Origin of the sequence: Psychrilyobacter piezotolerans (assembly GCF_003391055.1) — a bacterium.
GTDB classification, from domain to species: Bacteria; Fusobacteriota; Fusobacteriia; order Fusobacteriales; family Fusobacteriaceae; genus Psychrilyobacter; species Psychrilyobacter piezotolerans.
The window spans coordinates 1-15,706 of sequence record NZ_QUAJ01000043.1 but is presented as its reverse complement, the minus strand read 5'-3'; the positions used below and the strand labels follow the sequence as shown (position 1 = coordinate 15,706).

13 protein-coding genes and 1 pseudogene are annotated in these 15,706 nt (G+C 33.3%); 9 read left to right on the top strand and 5 right to left on the bottom strand.

Features of this window, described 5'->3' with window-relative positions; all coding sequences use genetic code 11:
* Positions 1–136 precede the first annotated feature (136 nt).
* The 3 genes and pseudogenes from DYH56_RS14720 to DYH56_RS14710 all read left to right on the top strand — a co-directional run.
* Positions 137–400, top strand: a pseudogene (locus DYH56_RS14720) (GxxExxY protein); the annotation flags it as partial.
* Between the two features lie 356 nt (positions 401–756).
* Positions 757–1,077 carry a nucleotidyltransferase domain-containing protein gene (locus DYH56_RS14715; protein WP_114643627.1) on the top strand — a complete coding sequence of 107 codons (321 nt, stop codon included), beginning with the start codon at positions 757–759 and terminating at the stop codon, positions 1,075–1,077.
* A 468-nt stretch (positions 1,078–1,545) separates the two neighbouring features.
* Complete coding sequence (locus DYH56_RS14710; RefSeq protein WP_114643626.1) at positions 1,546–1,962, top strand: VanZ family protein; 417 nt, start codon at positions 1,546–1,548, stop codon at positions 1,960–1,962.
* A 1,249-nt stretch (positions 1,963–3,211) separates the two neighbouring features.
* On the opposite strand, the gene DYH56_RS14705 is transcribed toward DYH56_RS14710, so the two are convergent.
* Both DYH56_RS14705 and DYH56_RS14700 read right to left on the bottom strand, forming a co-directional pair.
* Positions 3,212–3,502, bottom strand: coding sequence for a nucleotidyltransferase family protein (locus tag DYH56_RS14705; RefSeq protein WP_114643625.1), 291 nt, complete (start codon positions 3,500–3,502; stop codon positions 3,212–3,214).
* Positions 3,502–3,906, bottom strand: coding sequence for a nucleotidyltransferase substrate binding protein (locus DYH56_RS14700; RefSeq protein WP_114643624.1), 405 nt, complete (start codon positions 3,904–3,906; stop codon positions 3,502–3,504). Before DYH56_RS14700 ends, DYH56_RS14705 begins: the two co-directional genes overlap by 1 nt.
* Before the next feature lie 700 nt (positions 3,907–4,606).
* Between DYH56_RS14700 and mntA the strand changes: the two genes are divergently transcribed.
* The 3 genes from mntA (at position 4,607) to DYH56_RS14685 (ending at position 6,087) form a co-directional block, all read left to right on the top strand.
* Positions 4,607–4,990: a type VII toxin-antitoxin system MntA family adenylyltransferase antitoxin gene (gene mntA, locus DYH56_RS14695; RefSeq protein ID WP_199533048.1), complete on the top strand. Its 384-nt coding sequence runs from the start codon at positions 4,607–4,609 to the stop codon at positions 4,988–4,990.
* 2 nt (positions 4,991–4,992) lie between these two features.
* On the top strand, positions 4,993–5,397 hold the full coding sequence (gene hepT, locus DYH56_RS14690; RefSeq protein ID WP_114643623.1) for a type VII toxin-antitoxin system HepT family RNase toxin: 405 nt from the start codon (positions 4,993–4,995) through the stop codon (positions 5,395–5,397).
* A 267-nt stretch (positions 5,398–5,664) separates the two neighbouring features.
* Entirely contained in the window at positions 5,665–6,087 is a 423-nt protein-coding gene (locus DYH56_RS14685) for a VanZ family protein (protein WP_114643622.1), read from the top strand.
* Positions 6,088–7,371: 1,284 nt separating this feature from the next.
* On the opposite strand, the gene DYH56_RS14680 is transcribed toward DYH56_RS14685, so the two are convergent.
* The 3 genes from DYH56_RS14680 to DYH56_RS14670 form a co-directional block, all read right to left on the bottom strand.
* Complete coding sequence (locus DYH56_RS14680) at positions 7,372–7,800, bottom strand: hypothetical protein (protein ID WP_147269626.1); 429 nt, start codon at positions 7,798–7,800, stop codon at positions 7,372–7,374.
* A gap of 8 nt (positions 7,801–7,808) precedes the next feature.
* Positions 7,809–8,666 (bottom strand): hypothetical protein, encoded by an 858-nt coding sequence (locus DYH56_RS14675; protein WP_114643620.1) that lies wholly within the window; start codon positions 8,664–8,666, stop codon positions 7,809–7,811.
* A 671-nt stretch (positions 8,667–9,337) separates the two neighbouring features.
* On the bottom strand, positions 9,338–11,170 hold the full coding sequence (locus DYH56_RS14670; RefSeq protein ID WP_114643619.1) for an immune inhibitor A domain-containing protein: 1,833 nt from the start codon (positions 11,168–11,170) through the stop codon (positions 9,338–9,340).
* Between the two features lie 811 nt (positions 11,171–11,981).
* On the opposite strand from DYH56_RS14670, the gene secG reads away from it, so the two are divergent.
* From secG to typA, 3 genes are all read left to right on the top strand, one after another.
* The gene (secG, locus tag DYH56_RS14665) at positions 11,982–12,206 is read left to right on the top strand and encodes a preprotein translocase subunit SecG (RefSeq protein WP_028855483.1); all 225 of its coding nucleotides are present in this window, start codon (positions 11,982–11,984) and stop codon (positions 12,204–12,206) included.
* Positions 12,207–12,376: 170 nt separating this feature from the next.
* Positions 12,377–13,618, top strand: a complete 1,242-nt coding sequence (locus DYH56_RS14660) for a replication-associated recombination protein A (RefSeq protein WP_114643618.1) — start codon at positions 12,377–12,379, stop codon at positions 13,616–13,618.
* A gap of 42 nt (positions 13,619–13,660) precedes the next feature.
* On the top strand, positions 13,661–15,472 hold the full coding sequence (typA, locus tag DYH56_RS14655) for a translational GTPase TypA (RefSeq protein ID WP_114643617.1): 1,812 nt from the start codon (positions 13,661–13,663) through the stop codon (positions 15,470–15,472).
* Positions 15,473–15,706 lie beyond the last annotated feature (234 nt).

The following is a 15,706-nucleotide window of genomic DNA, read 5'->3' as shown; positions in this document are numbered from 1 at the left end:
TCTCTTTCTAAAATGGTAATATGTTCTCGATTCATAGAAACCTCCATTAATGTTTGCTCGCACATACATTATACCAAGGAAGTCTCTATGGATCTTTTTTTGTTGCATTTAATTATACAATGTAAGTTATGAATTAGAAAAAAATAATATTCAATACAGATCACAAGTAAAATTACCTATTATATATGATGGGAAATTAAAAATAGAAGAGGGATATAGAATTGATGTTTTAGTTGAAGAAAAAATTATATTAGAACTTAAGGTTGTTGAATCTTTAAAGGTAGTGCATAAAGCTCAATTGTTAACTTACCTAAAACTCAGTAATAAAAAATTAGGGCTCCTTATAAACTTTAATGAAGAGTTGTTAAAAAAAGGGATAAAAAGATATATATTAGACTAAGTACTTAAACCTTGGACACGAAGTACAAGAAGAAAGAATTAAAACTTAGTGAACTTTCTAGTCTTTCCTTTGTGACCTTCGTGTAGAGGTTTTGGTTTTAATCTGTGTAATCTGCGACAAGAAAAAAGACAGCTGTGTTGTAGCAGTAGAATAATTTAATTAGTGTAAATTGGTGGCAAAGAAAGAGTCAGACCTTAGTCAGGGTCAAAAAGAAGAGGTTTTCTTAGTAAGATTCGTGTAATTCGTGACAAGGTTTCAAATTTTTTTAAATTAGTTTTATTTTTATCGAGGTATTTACCTCTTTTTTTTATGGTATAATATGGAGTATAATAAATAAACTCATAGGGAGGTTAAAAATGATTAATTTAAATAAACTTGAAGAAGCTAAAAATAGATTAGTAAAAGAATTTAGTCCTAAAAAAATATATATATTTGGATCTTATGCTTGGGGAGAACCAAATGAAGATAGTGATCTAGATATTATGGTTCTTACAAAAGATTGTAAAAATAAAATTATAGAGATGAGACGTGGGATAAAAGCGTTGAGAGGAATTGGATTTCCTAAAGACATAATCGTAGAAAGTGAAATGGAATTTAAAAAAAATTCAAAGATAGAAAATCGGATTGAAAGTGATATTTTAGAAAGGGGGTATTTAATTTATGAAAATACCAATTAAAGATAGTGAGGTAATGTTATTTTAGACAAAATAATTGAACTGGATAAAGAGTTTGAAAAATTATATGAATCAGCAGAAAATTTAACTCCATATTCTACAGCTTACAGATACATGGATACAGGTTTTGGTTTGCTACCATCTCATGATTTAGTTGATGAAGCAAAAAATGATAGTTTAAAAATTTTAGAATTTGTAAAAAATAAATTAAATAAAATCATAAAGTAAACAAGAAAAATCATAGAACGCGAATGTATAAAATATACATACACGGATAAAAAGCTATGAAAAAGCAGGATTTTATTTCATTCTTGGTAAAGATCTAATCCTTGAAAATTAAATATTTTCTTAGTGAGATTAGTGTAATTCGTGACAAAAGAGAATAGATTCTTTTAGTGTTAAAAAATTAATAAAAAAAGTCTCTAATTGTACATTTTACACTGTACATTATGTTTTAATCGAGGGAGTATTATGAAAAGAGAAACGACAGGAAAGATAATATTAATTATGGTATTTTTAACCACATTTTGGTTCTCCTCCAAGCCTGCGACTGAATCTGCCGGCCAGTCTGGGAAGGTTTTGATAAATCTGAGGTTGGTTACTGAAGAAGATGTAGCATTGAAAACAAAAAAATACCGTGTTTTATCCAGGGGTATACGAAAAATAGCTCATTTCAGCCTTTATTTTATAGGAGGAATCGGGGCTTTTCTTGCTACGGGAAGCCTGAAAAAAAGCCTTCTCATAGTATTTATCCTGGGAGGAATAGACGAATTTCATCAGCACTTTGTCCCTGGCAGGGGAGCACAGTTTACCGATGTACTGATAGATACACTGGGAGGAAGTGCCGGAGCTATAGCTATTAAATTTAGGGAGTATAAATTTTCTTAGTGAGTAAGTCACGATCGTTGTTGTTGGAACAGTACTGCTAAAGTTGGACGACTATAAACTTCGGAATTTAAAACCAAGAAGAAAAGATTCCCTTAGTGTGTCTCATTATCTCATTTCTTTGTGATGAAGCCTTTTAATTTTATAAATCTGAGAAAATCTGTGTAATCTACAGGAATATTGAGATTGTAATTTCAAATAATCTCTAATATCTGACTAAGTTCAACTACAGAGTTATATTCATAACTCTAAGTTTCAGTTATGTGACAAAAAAATTAAGAACTTCTGTGCTGTAGCAGTAAAAATTTATAAATTAGTGATACATTTAAATTTCTTTATTAAATGATAAAGAAGTTTAATATTCGTATAACCTTGGTGGCAAAAATTAGATTCTAAAGATTCCATCTTTAATACGGGTCACTTTGATACCACGAGTATTAAAATTGATTCTAACTTTAGAATAAATTTTAAATGTGGGAAAGAAAAATTAACGAAAGAGTTCAAGAAGGTTTATATGTTGTCTTAGTGAGTAAGTCACGATCGTTGTTGTAGAAACAGTAGAGCTGAAGTGTAACGACTATAAACTTCATTTTTAAAAATCTAAAGAAAAGTCAGAATATCAAAGTCAGATTCTAGTCTGCGTCAAAGGTAGAAGGTTCTAACCAAGAAAAGATTTTCTTAGTGATCTTTTTAGTTATTCCTTTGTGAGCTTTGTGTAAGTGTTTTGATACACTTAGTATGCTCTTTATCTCTATTCTTCGTGCTGAAGGTTTATTCGTGATAATTAGTGGCAAAGAGAAAAATCTAAGGGTTTCGCCCTTAATACGAGTTACCTTGATGCCACGATTATTAAAGTTTATTCTAATTTATAGAATAAATTTTAAATGTGGAAAAAAAAGCTAACGGAAAAATTCAAGAAGTTTCCTTACTCTTTCTTCTTATGGAGATTTCATGAATATCAAAATTAATTCTAACTTTAGAATAAATTTTAAATATGAATCTCATAACAGAGAAAACGAAGCTAAAACCATCTTGTCTTAGTGGAGTAATACACGATCGTTGTTGTAGAAACAGTACTGCTGAAGCTCAACGACTATAAACTTCACTTTTAAAATCTGAAGAAAAGTCAGAATATCAAAGTCAGAATTTAGTCTGCGTCAAAATTGGGTTTAAAACAAAAAAAATCAGTAAAAATCCATATAGATCTGTGTCATCCGCGTTCTATTTAATACCGCTAAATCAGACTCTATTCTTAATATATTTTGAACTCTTTTCCTTCTAAAATACTCTTTTTAAACTCCTCATCTGTTACTTTTTCAAAGTGAACTAAATCTACAAAATATATTATCCTGCTTTCCTCTATATCCCATCTCATTAAGTTTATTTCTGTGCTGGTAAAATCACCAAATACAGCGATATCTATGTCGGAAGTTTTTTTATATTTTTTACTTCCTCTGGAACCAAAAATAACTGCTTTTTCTACCCCGTGTAGAATTAAAATAGCTCTTAATTCTTCCTCGGATCTCTTCTCTAATCCAAACATTATTCCACCTCTTTATCTTTCATATTTAGATAAAAAACTTTTAATTCTTTGTAATAGGAGTGAATGATTTTTTCATATATTTCATCAGAAGTTGATTGGGAGTAAGTATGGGTAGTCAGGTTTCTATCCTCTATCATATCTATCCACAATTTGGCATTTTTTATAACTTCATTATTAAATCCTGCCCGAATAGTACTTTTGGGAGCTTTGGCTTCTGTAAGACCTTCGGAATTAAGGAAATATTTCATCACTTTCCAGGATAATTCCAGTGTAAATTCAAATCTCTGTATAACACCATCTCTTATGGTAGAGGAGTTTATTGTTTTACTTTCTTCTATAGCCTCATTTAAACGTTCCAATGCGTTTTTATAATCAGATATTCTTTCATCCCATCTTTTAGCCATGATTATTTCTCCTTTTATTTCTGTATTTATTACTGTAATTATATCATAAAAATTTATGTATACATTTAATTTTTTTTATTGAATTCACATTTAAAATCAAGTTTTCCATACACTTAATTTTTATAATCGTGAACATCGTTTAATATTCGTATATCATTTATGTCGTTCGTGATAAAGAGAAAAAAAGATTTTGATTTTATAAATCTGAGAAAATCTGTGTAATCTGTGACAAAAAAATAAAAACTACTGTGTAATAGCTATAAAAGTTTTATAAATTAGTGTAAATTGGTGGCAAAGAAAGGTTCTAAAGGTTTCGCCTTTAATACGAGATACTTTTTCTCTCCAGCAAGAAATAAGTATCCAAAAAGTGCCGGAAGTTTCTAATTGTCTTTGCATTGTAATACACGATCGTCATTGTAGAAACAGAGGGCTGAAGTATAACGACTATAAACTTCACTTAAAACCAAAAAGAAGGTTCTAACCAAGAAAATATCTGACTAAGTTCAACTACAGAGTTATGTCCATAACTCTAAGTTTCAGTTATGCGACAAAAACAAAAACTTCTGTGGTGTAACAGTAGGAGGTTGAAGATTGGTGGCAAAAATGTTTTTCTTTGTGATGTAGAGGTATTTACCTCTTTTTTTTTATGGTATAATATTAGCAATAGAATTTACAGAGATATTGTAAAAAGGAGGATATCATGATAAAGGATGAAATCATACAGATAATTCTGGAAAAATTAAAAGATATAGACAAGGAGATTGTATATATCTTCGGTTCCTATGCTAAAAAAGAAAATACCGAAGATAGTGATGTGGATATAGCTTTTTATTCCAAAGATGAGTATGATTCCTTTGATATATTTCTTTTAGCCCAGGAGATCAGCTCCGAAATAAAAAAAGAAGTGGATCTGGTACAGTTAAAAAATTCTTCTACAGTATTCCAGAAAGAAGTAGTTGAAAATGGAATATATATATATGAAAAGAGCAGTACTCTGAGGGAAAAATTTGAACTGCTGGTATACAAAAAATATTTCAAATTAAATGAAGAAAGAAAAGAAATAATAGATAACTATGAGGTGTAAAGGTGAGAGATGATATTATTTTAAATAAGAGTGAAACTATAAAAAGGTGTATTGCCAGGATCAATGAGGAGTATGATGGGAACCCTGAAAACCTGAATGATTACAGGAGGCAGGATTCCATTATCTTAAATGTTCAGAGGCTTTGTGAAGCAAGTATAGATATAGCTACCCATTATATAAGAAAAAATAAATTGGGTATCCCCCAGACAAGTAAGGAAAATTTTGAAATTCTGGAAAAAAATAATGTGATAACCGAGGAACTGAGTTCACGTCTCCAAGGTATGGTAGGGTTCAGAAATATAGCAGTTCATGATTATCAGGCTTTAAATTTAAAGATAGTTGAAAAAGTGGTAGAAGAATATATCTATGACAGCTTAAAGTTAGCAAGGATGATACTGGAAAAGTAATGACTGTAAACTTCGACACAGAACGCCCCCTTTGGTTCCCCCTCTTAATCTAAGTGGGGAGGAGTAGGATTCCTGAGGGAGAATAAAAACTTGGACACGGAGAACACAGAGGGAAGAAGAGTTTCCCGGAGAAACCTCAGTGGACTCTGTTTTACATTCTCAGTGAATCTCTGTGTAGGGGGAGGCTTTAAGATTAGTGTAAATCGGTGGCAAAAAAAGTCAGATTCTAGTCAGCGTCAAAAAAGTTCTGATCTATAAGGGAGTATTATGAAAAGAGAAACAACAGGAAAGATAATATTGATAATAGTATTTATAACTGCATTTTGGTTTTCATCCAAGCCTGCGAATGAATCAGCCGGCCAGTCTGGGAAGGTCCTGGTAAAAATGAAACTGATCACAAAAGAAGATGCAGCCTTGAAGACAAAAAAATACCTTATTTTATCCAGAAGTATAAGAAAGGCAGCTCATTTCAGCCTTTATTTTACAGCAGGAATCGGGGCCTTTCTTGCTACCGGGAGTTTGAAAAAAAGTATTCTCATAGTATTTGTCATGGGTGGGATAGATGAATTTCACCAGTACTTTGTCCCCGGCAGGGGAGCACAGTTTACAGATGTACTGATAGATACGCTGGGAGGAACTGCAGGAGCTGCAGCTGTTAAATTAGCAATAGGAAAAAAAATAAATAAATAAATAAAGCTCACAAAGGGTAGATTTATGTAATTTACCTAAAAAGAGGAATTAAACATTTTGGTTTTAACAAAAAAAATTGAAAGAAAGATAACTTTGGTTACTTTCTCCCTTTCGACATTTAGAAATCCCTTTTTACTTATAAAAGATTTCTAATGTTCGTCGCCACGGCAGAGTGCCTAAAGGGCGAGAGAGGGTAAAGGTTCTAAAGATTCCATCTTTAATACGGGTTCATTTCTCAGCTTGATCTGAGAAACGGAACCAAAGAGGATCAAGAAGATTTATAATTGTCTTTGTGAGTAATACACAATCGTCATTGTAGGAACACTACAGCCGAAGTGGAACGACTATAAACTTCAGAGAGATACTTTAAATTTTTTTAGTTTTTTCAACTTTGAAAGTGATCTTACTTTGTACTTTCATATATACTAGAGCGTTCAACAAATTAAGTTCCGCAAAGTAGTGAGGACTGTAGCTTTCAAAGCTCGTATGTTGATACTTTACTTGGGAACAATTTTTCAAAGTTTGGCACTTTTTGGCTACTTTTTCTTGCTATAGAGAAAAAGTAACTCGTATTAAAGGCGAAAACTTTAGAATCTATTTGATTTTTTATATAAAAAGAAAAAAGTTTCTGTGCTATAGTAGTAAGATCTTAAAAAAATGGTGTAGATTGGTGGTAAAAAAAGTTATAAAGAGTCCCTCTTTAATACGGGTCTGTTTCGGATTCACGATTATTAAAATTAGATGTAACTAAATCTAATTTCAAATGTGAGTCTGAAAAAAAAATAGATGAAAGAAGGTTCCAAAGTTTCCGTCTTTGATACGGCCCCTTTCGATTCACGATTATTAAAATTAGATGTAAGTAAATCTAATTTTAAATGTGGTTGATACAAGGGGGAAAGAAAATCAAGAAGATTTATATGTTGTCTTTACAAGTAATACACAATCGTCATTGTAGGAACAGTACTGCCGAAGCTCAACGACTATAAACTTCGCTTAAAAGTCAAAAGAAAATTCAGATTCTCTTAGTGAATTCATCACCTCTTTTCTTTGTGATGAAGAATTAAGTGTTTTGAATTTATGAATCTGTGAAAATTAGATTATATATCTATAGTAATCTGTGTCAAAAAGTCAGGATGTCAAAGTCAGATCTTAGTCAGCGTTAAAATTGGCTTAAAATAAAAAAAAGAATAATCCGTAAAAATCCATTAGATCTGCGTCATCCGCGTTCTATGAATTGGTGGTAAAAAAAGCCCTCAAAAGTTGAGAGCTTTTTTTTGAATGATCTTATTTTTGGTAGCTGTATGGTGTGAAAGGCGGTGTTACCTGGTTGGCAGAAGTAGTTGAAATAACAGACATCCCTGCCGCCATTGTACCTCCGGAACTGCCACCTTCCATACCTGGACCTGCATCACCGCTGCCACCGGCATCTACTTCCATACCAAAGGCAGCCATAAAGGAATCTGCAAGAGCGGTAGGAGCAACAGTAGCAGTAGTTGTATCTGCATCAGGTGCAGACTCGGACTCAAAGAAGTCTGTTGCAGATTGTTCCTGCTGCTCTGCATCGTTATTTTCTTCGCCATCTACTCCTTTAGTCCATTCGCGGTCACGAAATATGGCTATATCTGTTTTATTTTCTTCAGCATTTACCCCAATATTCATTAGAGCAGTGAGGGCAAAGATTAAAAATATTTTTTTCATATAAATTACCTCCATTAAAAAAATTAGAATGCGAAACCTACCGACAAGGTCCCCAGAAATTTGATCTCATCTACAGCTTTATCCTCTTTGAAGAGGTCCTGGGCAGCCAATCCTATGGAAACAGGGTAGTCCGGCATAGGAACTATACTGGTACCAAAGGTAGTGATACCAGAGGAATAATCTAAAATAAGACTCATTTGAGGATGGATATATACTGCTCCTGAAATAAATTCTCCCCATTTATGCTCTCTTTCATTTCTAGTGGTATCGATATCGTCCTTGCTGATATCAGCATATCCGTTGCTTCCTATCCCTGCACTTATAATAACCGGAGCAACATTATTTGGTAATAATTTGGTTACAGCAGCATAATAGCTGGGATCTAATTTATCATCGTGGGTATCGTGCCATAGATCGACATTGGAGACACCTACAGATGCTCCCAGTCCATAAGCGGTAAAAGTCCTACCTAAACTAAGGTTGACAGAACCTCTGTTGAAAGCTCCCCCGTCCCGGGGATCGATACTACCAATGGAAAGGGATGCAGCTCCCCCTACAGATTTAATCGGATCTCCAAACCCTCCCCCAAAGGCTAAGGCACCATCGGTATCATCACTATAGGAAGTCCCGGCAACTCCCATAAAACCTGTACCGAATCCAGGAACTAACCCCGATGGAGCTCCAAAAGAGAATCCGGGAGCAGTGGCAAGACCGCTGAAATCATCGACTAAATAAAATAATTTATCAGATTTTTTTTCCCTGGATATTTCCTTTAATTCTGAAAGAGCACTGGATGAAGCAGCAATATTGGCGGCATTTTCAGCCATGGCAAAACTGCTTATTAAAAGTCCCCCTAAAACAATAGTTTTTTTCAAATTCATAATTTCCTCCCTATTAATATAATAACCTAAGTTGTTACTTGTAAAAAAACCTAAGAATTCCATCCTTGTATAATGAAGTAGAGCTATAAAAGATTATTTCACTCCTAAAGGAGCGAGATACTTTAGATATCGCGATTATTTTATTTTATCTAATAACATTAGAAAAAAATAAAAATGCGAGCTAGAAATAAGTATACAAAAAGAGCCGGAAGTTTATACTCTTCCTTTTTATGGCTTCACGAGTTTACGACTATAGACTTCGTTTCAAATTTAAAATATAGTAATCTGAAAAATCTGCGACAAAAATATGATTTTAAAACATCTGTGTAATAGCAGTAAAGTATTTAAAAATTAGTGATACATTTAAATTTCTTTATTAAATGATAAAGAAATTTAATATTCGTATAACCTTGGTGACAAAAAAATTCTAATCGTTCCGTCTTTAACTGACTCTGTTTAGATTCATGAGTATTAAAATTAGATATAACTAAATCTAAATGTGACTGAGTAGAATATTTACTGAAAAGCTAAGGAACATCTAAAAAAGTTTTTTTTTAACCTCAAAAATGATCTCTTAGCGAGTCTCGTTATCTCATTTCTTTGTGATGAAGAATTAAATATCTTATTAAGATAGCAACTGGAGTTAATAATTTATTTATTTATTTATTTATTTATTTATTCTGATAAATAATCATTAATTTAATATAATTTTCATTTTCTTCCAATATTCTGATCTGAAGGTGTTCCCCCACAGAAAAGGAACTCATTCCGTGGATCTGTTCCCTGTAAAATACTCTGTCACCCTTTACTACTCCCAGTTCCGGGGTATCTATAGAGGAAAATGTCCAGCTGGACACGGTATATTTATTTAATTTTAATTTTTTAAGCCTTGCATTTATTATTTCATATAATGGTTTTTCATTTGAGGGCAGGATATTTACTAACTGATTAAAATCAGAATAACTTTCATCGATATACCATATTAAAAGACCCTTTCTGTAGGGAATATTCAATCCGGTGCGAAGGAGACCCTCGTCGATATCTTTATCTACGGGGTTTCTATATTCTATAAGGATATATCTTTTTAAGAGGACATCTCCAAAACTATGGATAAAACCATGGTGGGTAAATTTCTTTCCAGTAGTTTTCATGTCAAAATTTTTAACGGTATCGGACATGACCGTTAAATTTGAGATATAGGCTCCTTTGGGTCCCTCTTTATCATAGGGGATTAAACTTACCATGATCTCTATAATCTCTCCGTTAAATTGGTTCAAATCGAACTCCAGGGGGATCCATTCCCCTCTCCTAACTTTTTTGCTGGTTTTATTTTTTAATAAAAACCACCTATCCTCCCCACGACGGCGTACATGGACTTTCCCCATTTTTTTATCCGGTTCAGAATTAAACCAAAGATCAAATTTTAAAATATTATCTGTATTCTTGGGAAGAAAAACAGAGAATTTAATATTATTGTCAGAGCTGAGGTAATTATCGGTATAATACAGATCCCTTCCATTTGAAGGAAGTTCTATTCTTTTTCCTGGAAGGTCTATTTTTATGAGATTATCAAAATTTTTATTATTAATTGTATAAAGTTTGAGAAATCGCCCTCCTTTTTTTATCTGGTTCAGGTCATAATTTTTTATCTGGGCCCAGAAAGCAGGGGTATTTTTATCGTTATATTTTGTCTGCAGATTATATCTGTGGTAACCTCCCAGGGAATTCAGTTTGCTCCCGATAATCTCGCCACAGTAGAGATCACCCATGACAGACCAATAACCTATGGTTGAATCTCCTTTATACAGGTCTGACAATCCCAAAAAGTGCCCTATTTCGTGGATATATAGATCCAGGGGAATATCCTGGGGAACTAAGGCATATTTATCTATTTTCCAGATTTTATTATTATGATCTTTAAAATAATAAAACCTGCTTTCAGAAATATTTTTTATCCTGTTAAAATGGGGCCAGATAGCCCGGCTTCCCAGGGAATTCGGGAGGTGCTCCCCCTTTCCTGCATAGAGGATAATAAGACCGTCGATGACGCCGTCTTCGTTCAGATCATACTGGGAAAAATCCACTTTTTTTTCTATTAATTTATTGATGGATAAAATTATTAAATAGGCAGCTCTTATACGGTCGCCCTCTTCACTGATATTTTTCCCATAAAATTCAATGGGGTTAGGAGCTGTAAACCATCCATAGATATCTTGTTCACTGCCCTCTAGTATGAAGGTTCCTCTGGATTCCAGATCAAAGTATTTTTTAGCTGAAAGTAGTTTTTGGCCGTTGTAACCGCTATATTCCTCAGGGTTAAAAAACATCTTCCTATACAGCTCAGGAGTAAACTCATCTCCCCTGCGATGATTTACCAGCTCTTTTTCTATGCGATGAAGGTCGGAATATTTATAGTTGGGGAAATCTATTAAAACTGTAAGGGGTTTAAAAATTTCGCCAAGTAAAAATGTACAGCTGAGAAAAAATAAAACTATGATTTTCATGATACCTCCTCAAAAATTTAATTATTTTTTAATTAAAATTCAGAATATATAAATTATACTTCTTTTTTAAAATTTCCCTTTAAAATAAAAATTAATATTAAGGGAATTAGCCACCAATAAACAAGAATCTTCATCGGTGAAAAAAAAATAGTCGCAGATCACACAGGTGGAGACAAATTTTAATCAAGAAGAAAGAATTTCTTAGTGAGATTTCGGGTTATTTATTTGTGAGCTTAGTGTAAAGGATGTGGTTTTAATAATCGTGAACAACGTTTAATATTCGTATAACCTTGGTGTAAATTGGTGGCAAAAGAAAGTTCTAAGGGTTTCGCCCTTAACTGAGATCATTTCTTGCCTTGATGCAAGAAAAAGATCCAAAGAAAATCAAGAAGTTTATAAATGTCTTAATAAGTAAGTCACGATCGTTATTGTAGAAACAGTACTGCCGAAGCGGAACGACTATAAACTTCAATTTAAAAGTACTAATTATTATTACTTAGGTTTCTCTTGCGAAGAGAAACCATGGGAAGGAAGAGTTAGATTTTAAATTCGTGACAGAGAAAGGTTTTAGATCAGCGATAATCATAGGCATTATCAGATTTGATCCGCGTTCTATGAATTAAAGATTTTGAAATTATGGAGGGGTAATTCACGAATTACTTTTACGATAAAATATTTATAAAATCATTGGCAAAAAAAGTTTATGTGATTTATGGCAAAGAAAGAAAAAATCTTTTTTAAATACTTTTTTACAAAAAAGATAAAATAAGCTATAATACTAGGAAAGAAAAGGTTTTTTAGGAGGGCAAAAATGGCTACATTTTTAACGGTAATTTTATTTATACTTGCTATCTCTTTAATTGTTTTAGTAATTATTCAACCTGACAGAAGTAAAGGTATGAGTGGAGGAATAGGAACAGGTGCTACCAATAGTATTTTTGGTGTACATGATGATGGTGGACCCTTAGCTAAAGCGACTGAATTTGTAGCAGCTGGATTTTTAATAGTAGCATTATTACTATATCTAGTAAGCTAAAGAGATGAGGCTGACCTGTAAAGGGTTAGCCTCTTTAATTGTGTATGGAATTATTAATTTATGATATGGAAAGGAATAATTTAAAACAGTAATTATTCCTGATTGGATGCAATGTGGCATTGCTTTAATGTTGTACAGATAATGAAATTTGTGATATAATGGAGATCGAAATGAATACACTTTTCCAAAAAAATTATGACGGGGTCAGACCTCTGGCATATGCCCTGCGTCCTAAAACCTTAGATGAGTATATAGGGCAGGAAAAAATTATAGGCAGAGGAAGTGTCTTAAGGAAATTAATAGAAAAGGGAAAGATGATCAACTCTATATTTTTCGGTCCCCCTGGGACAGGGAAAACATCTTTAGGTGTGTTGATTTCAAATGAACTTGACTATAGTTTTGAAAAATTAAATGCAACCACTGCTAACTTAAATGATTTCAGGCAGGTCATAGACCGAGCCAACAGAAGATTGGAATTAGAAAATAAGAGAACACTCCTATTTTTAGATGAGATCCACAGGTTTAACAAGTTACAGCAGGATGCACTCCTCCCTCATACAGAGGACGGACTCATAGTTCTCATAGGAGCAACTACAGAAAATCCATACTATGTCCTCAATAATGCTCTTCTTTCGAGATCCATGATCTTTGAATTTGAGAAATTGAGTAAAGATGAGATATTAAAACTCATTGAAAACGGACTCAGTTATAAAAATATAAAATTGGATTCGGAGATAAAACTTTATATTGAGGAGTTATCTGCCGGAGATGGAAGGATAGCTTTAAACTATCTGGAATTGATTTCAGAAGTAGGGGAAAGTATGAATCTGGAGGAAGTGGAAAATCTGCTTCAAAAGAGAAAAGCCGGTTATCATAAAAAAGAAGATAAATATAACACCATCTCGGCATTCATTAAAAGTATCAGGGGATCGGATCCAGACGCTGCCGTTTATTGGCTGGCTAAGATGTTAGACGGGGGAGAAGATCCGAGGTATATTGCCAGACGGTTACTCATCAGTGCATCGGAAGATGTAGGTTTGGCCAATCCAGAAGGACTCATTATGGCAAATGCTGCTATCCTGGCCTGTGAAAAGATAGGGATGCCGGAGGTAAGAATTATATTGTCAGAAGTGACTATCTATCTGGCCATATCTTCTAAATCATCCAGTTCATACGAGGCTATCAATTCAGCCATGATGGATATAAAAAATGGAGTTATAGAGGATGTGCCGACTCATCTGACCGATCTGGGTAAAAAAGATTATAAATACCCCCACGGATATGAGGGCAACTTTGTATACCAGGAGTATAAAAAAAATAATAAAGTTTATTACCTTCCGCAAAACAATAAGAATGAAAGATTAATTTTAGAAAAATTAAATAAGCTGTGGAAGAGCAAATATAGTAGATAAAATAATTAAATATATGCCAAATGAGGCAAAAGAGGAGAAACAGTGAACATAAAGAATATAGCTATTATAGCCCATGTAGACCATGGGAAAACAACATTAGTAGATGCAATGTTAAGACAATCAGGAGTATTCGGTGACAGAGAAGAACTTGTTGAAAGAGCGATGGACTCAAATGATATCGAAAAAGAAAGAGGAATAACTATCTTATCTAAGAATGCATCGTTAGATTTTGGTGGATACAAGATAAATATCGTAGATACTCCAGGCCATGCTGACTTTGGTGGAGAAGTACAAAGAATATTAAAGATGGTAGACTCAGTACTATTATTAGTTGACGCATTTGAAGGTGTAATGCCACAGACTAAATATGTATTAAAGCAGGCATTAGAGCACGGGTTAAATCCAATTGTTGTAGTAAACAAAATCGACAGACCAAACTCTACTCCTGAAGAAGTAGTAGACCTAGTATTCGATCTATTTGTTGAATTAGGAGCAAACGATCACCAATTAGAATTCCCAGTAATATTTGCTTCAGCGAAAAACGGGTTTGCAAAATATGAATTAGCTGATGAAGATCTAAACATGCAGCCATTATTTGAAACAATAGTTAAGCATGTAAAAGACCCTGAAGGAGATCCTGAAGCTCCAGTACAAATGTTAGTTACTAACATATCTCCAGATAACTACTTAGGAAAATTAGCAACTGGAAGAATCCATAATGGTGTTTTAAATAAAAACCAAGAAGTAACTTTGATCAAAAGAGATGGTGAATTAGTAAACTTCAAGATCACTAGAATATTTGGTGCTGAAGGAATGAATAGAATAGAGCTGGACACGGCAGTTTGCGGGGATATCGTAACAGTTGCCGGAACAGAGAAATTTGATATCGGTGAAACAATAGCAGACAGAGCTAACCCAATGGCATTACCGTTAATCGATATAGATGAACCTACATTAGCTATGACATTTATGGTAAGTACTTCTCCATTCGTTGGAAGAGAAGGAAAATTTGTAACTTCTAGAAACATCTGGGATAGATTAGCTAAAGAAGTAGAACATAATGTAAGTATGAAGATAGAAAGAACTGAATCTGCTGATGCTTTCATAGTAAAGGGTAGAGGAGAACTTCAATTATCTATATTAATAGAAAACATGAGAAGAGAAGGATTTGAATTACAGGTAGCTAAACCTCAAGTTATCATGAGAGATATCGACGGAGTGAAATCTGAGCCTATCGAATTAGCTATAATTGACGTTGCAGATGAATTCACTGGTGTAGTAATCGAGAAGTTAGGAATCAGAAAAGGTGAAATGATCAACATGGTTCAAGGAACTGATGGATATACAAGATTAGAATTCAAAGTACCTGCAAGGGGACTTATCGGATTCAGAAATGAATTTATGACAGAAACTAGAGGAACAGGAATATTAAACCATTCATTCTTCGACTATGAGCCGTATAAAGGTGAAGTACCAACTAGACAAAGAGGAGTATTAATCTCTATCGAAAAAGGTACAACTACTGCATATTCATTAGGAAATGTACAATCTAGAGGAACTTTATTTGCTAATCCTGGGTTAGAAGTATATGAGGGAATGATCATTGGTGAACATTCTAGAGAAAATGACCTTACAGTTAATGTAACTAGAGGAAAACAGCTTACAAATATGAGAGCTTCTGGAACAGATGCTGTTACAAAGTTAGCTCCAGGTAGAGAATTTACATTAGAGCAGGCATTAGAATATATTGCTGACGATGAGTTAGTAGAAATCACACCTCAAAGTATCAGAATGAGAAAGAAATTCTTAACAGAGGGTGACAGAAAGAGAGCAGCTAGAGGAACAGTTAGATAGTAAAAAAAAGAGGCTTTGCCTCTTTTTTTTTATTATCTAGGAAATTATAAATTTGAATATTTGTAAAAAAGAAGAAGTTTAGTTGGATGATAAAGAATTTTTAGAGAAAAAATTACTTTTAGGAAATAAATGAATAAAAAAATGTATATAAAAAGGGGCTTAGAAAATAAGCTTCTTCGAAAATATTAAGTTGTAAAAATTTAAGAATAATACAAATCTCCATATTTTTTATGA

Coding starts and splice junctions, on each gene's coding strand:
- DYH56_RS14675 (WP_114643620.1), bottom strand. CDS start 8,666: ATGAATTTGAAAAAAACTATTGTTTTAGGGGGACTTTTAATAAGCAGT.
- DYH56_RS14660 (WP_114643618.1), top strand. CDS start 12,377: ATGAATACACTTTTCCAAAAAAATTATGACGGGGTCAGACCTCTGGCA.
- DYH56_RS14710 (WP_114643626.1), top strand. CDS start 1,546: ATGAAAAGAGAAACGACAGGAAAGATAATATTAATTATGGTATTTTTA.
- DYH56_RS14685 (WP_114643622.1), top strand. CDS start 5,665: ATGAAAAGAGAAACAACAGGAAAGATAATATTGATAATAGTATTTATA.
- DYH56_RS14700 (WP_114643624.1), bottom strand. CDS start 3,906: ATGGCTAAAAGATGGGATGAAAGAATATCTGATTATAAAAACGCATTG.
- DYH56_RS14670 (WP_114643619.1), bottom strand. CDS start 11,170: ATGAAAATCATAGTTTTATTTTTTCTCAGCTGTACATTTTTACTTGGC.
- secG (WP_028855483.1), top strand. CDS start 11,982: ATGGCTACATTTTTAACGGTAATTTTATTTATACTTGCTATCTCTTTA.
- mntA (WP_199533048.1), top strand. CDS start 4,607: ATGATAAAGGATGAAATCATACAGATAATTCTGGAAAAATTAAAAGAT.
- DYH56_RS14680 (WP_147269626.1), bottom strand. CDS start 7,800: ATGGAGGTAATTTATATGAAAAAAATATTTTTAATCTTTGCCCTCACT.
- DYH56_RS14715 (WP_114643627.1), top strand. CDS start 757: ATGATTAATTTAAATAAACTTGAAGAAGCTAAAAATAGATTAGTAAAA.
- DYH56_RS14705 (WP_114643625.1), bottom strand. CDS start 3,502: ATGTTTGGATTAGAGAAGAGATCCGAGGAAGAATTAAGAGCTATTTTA.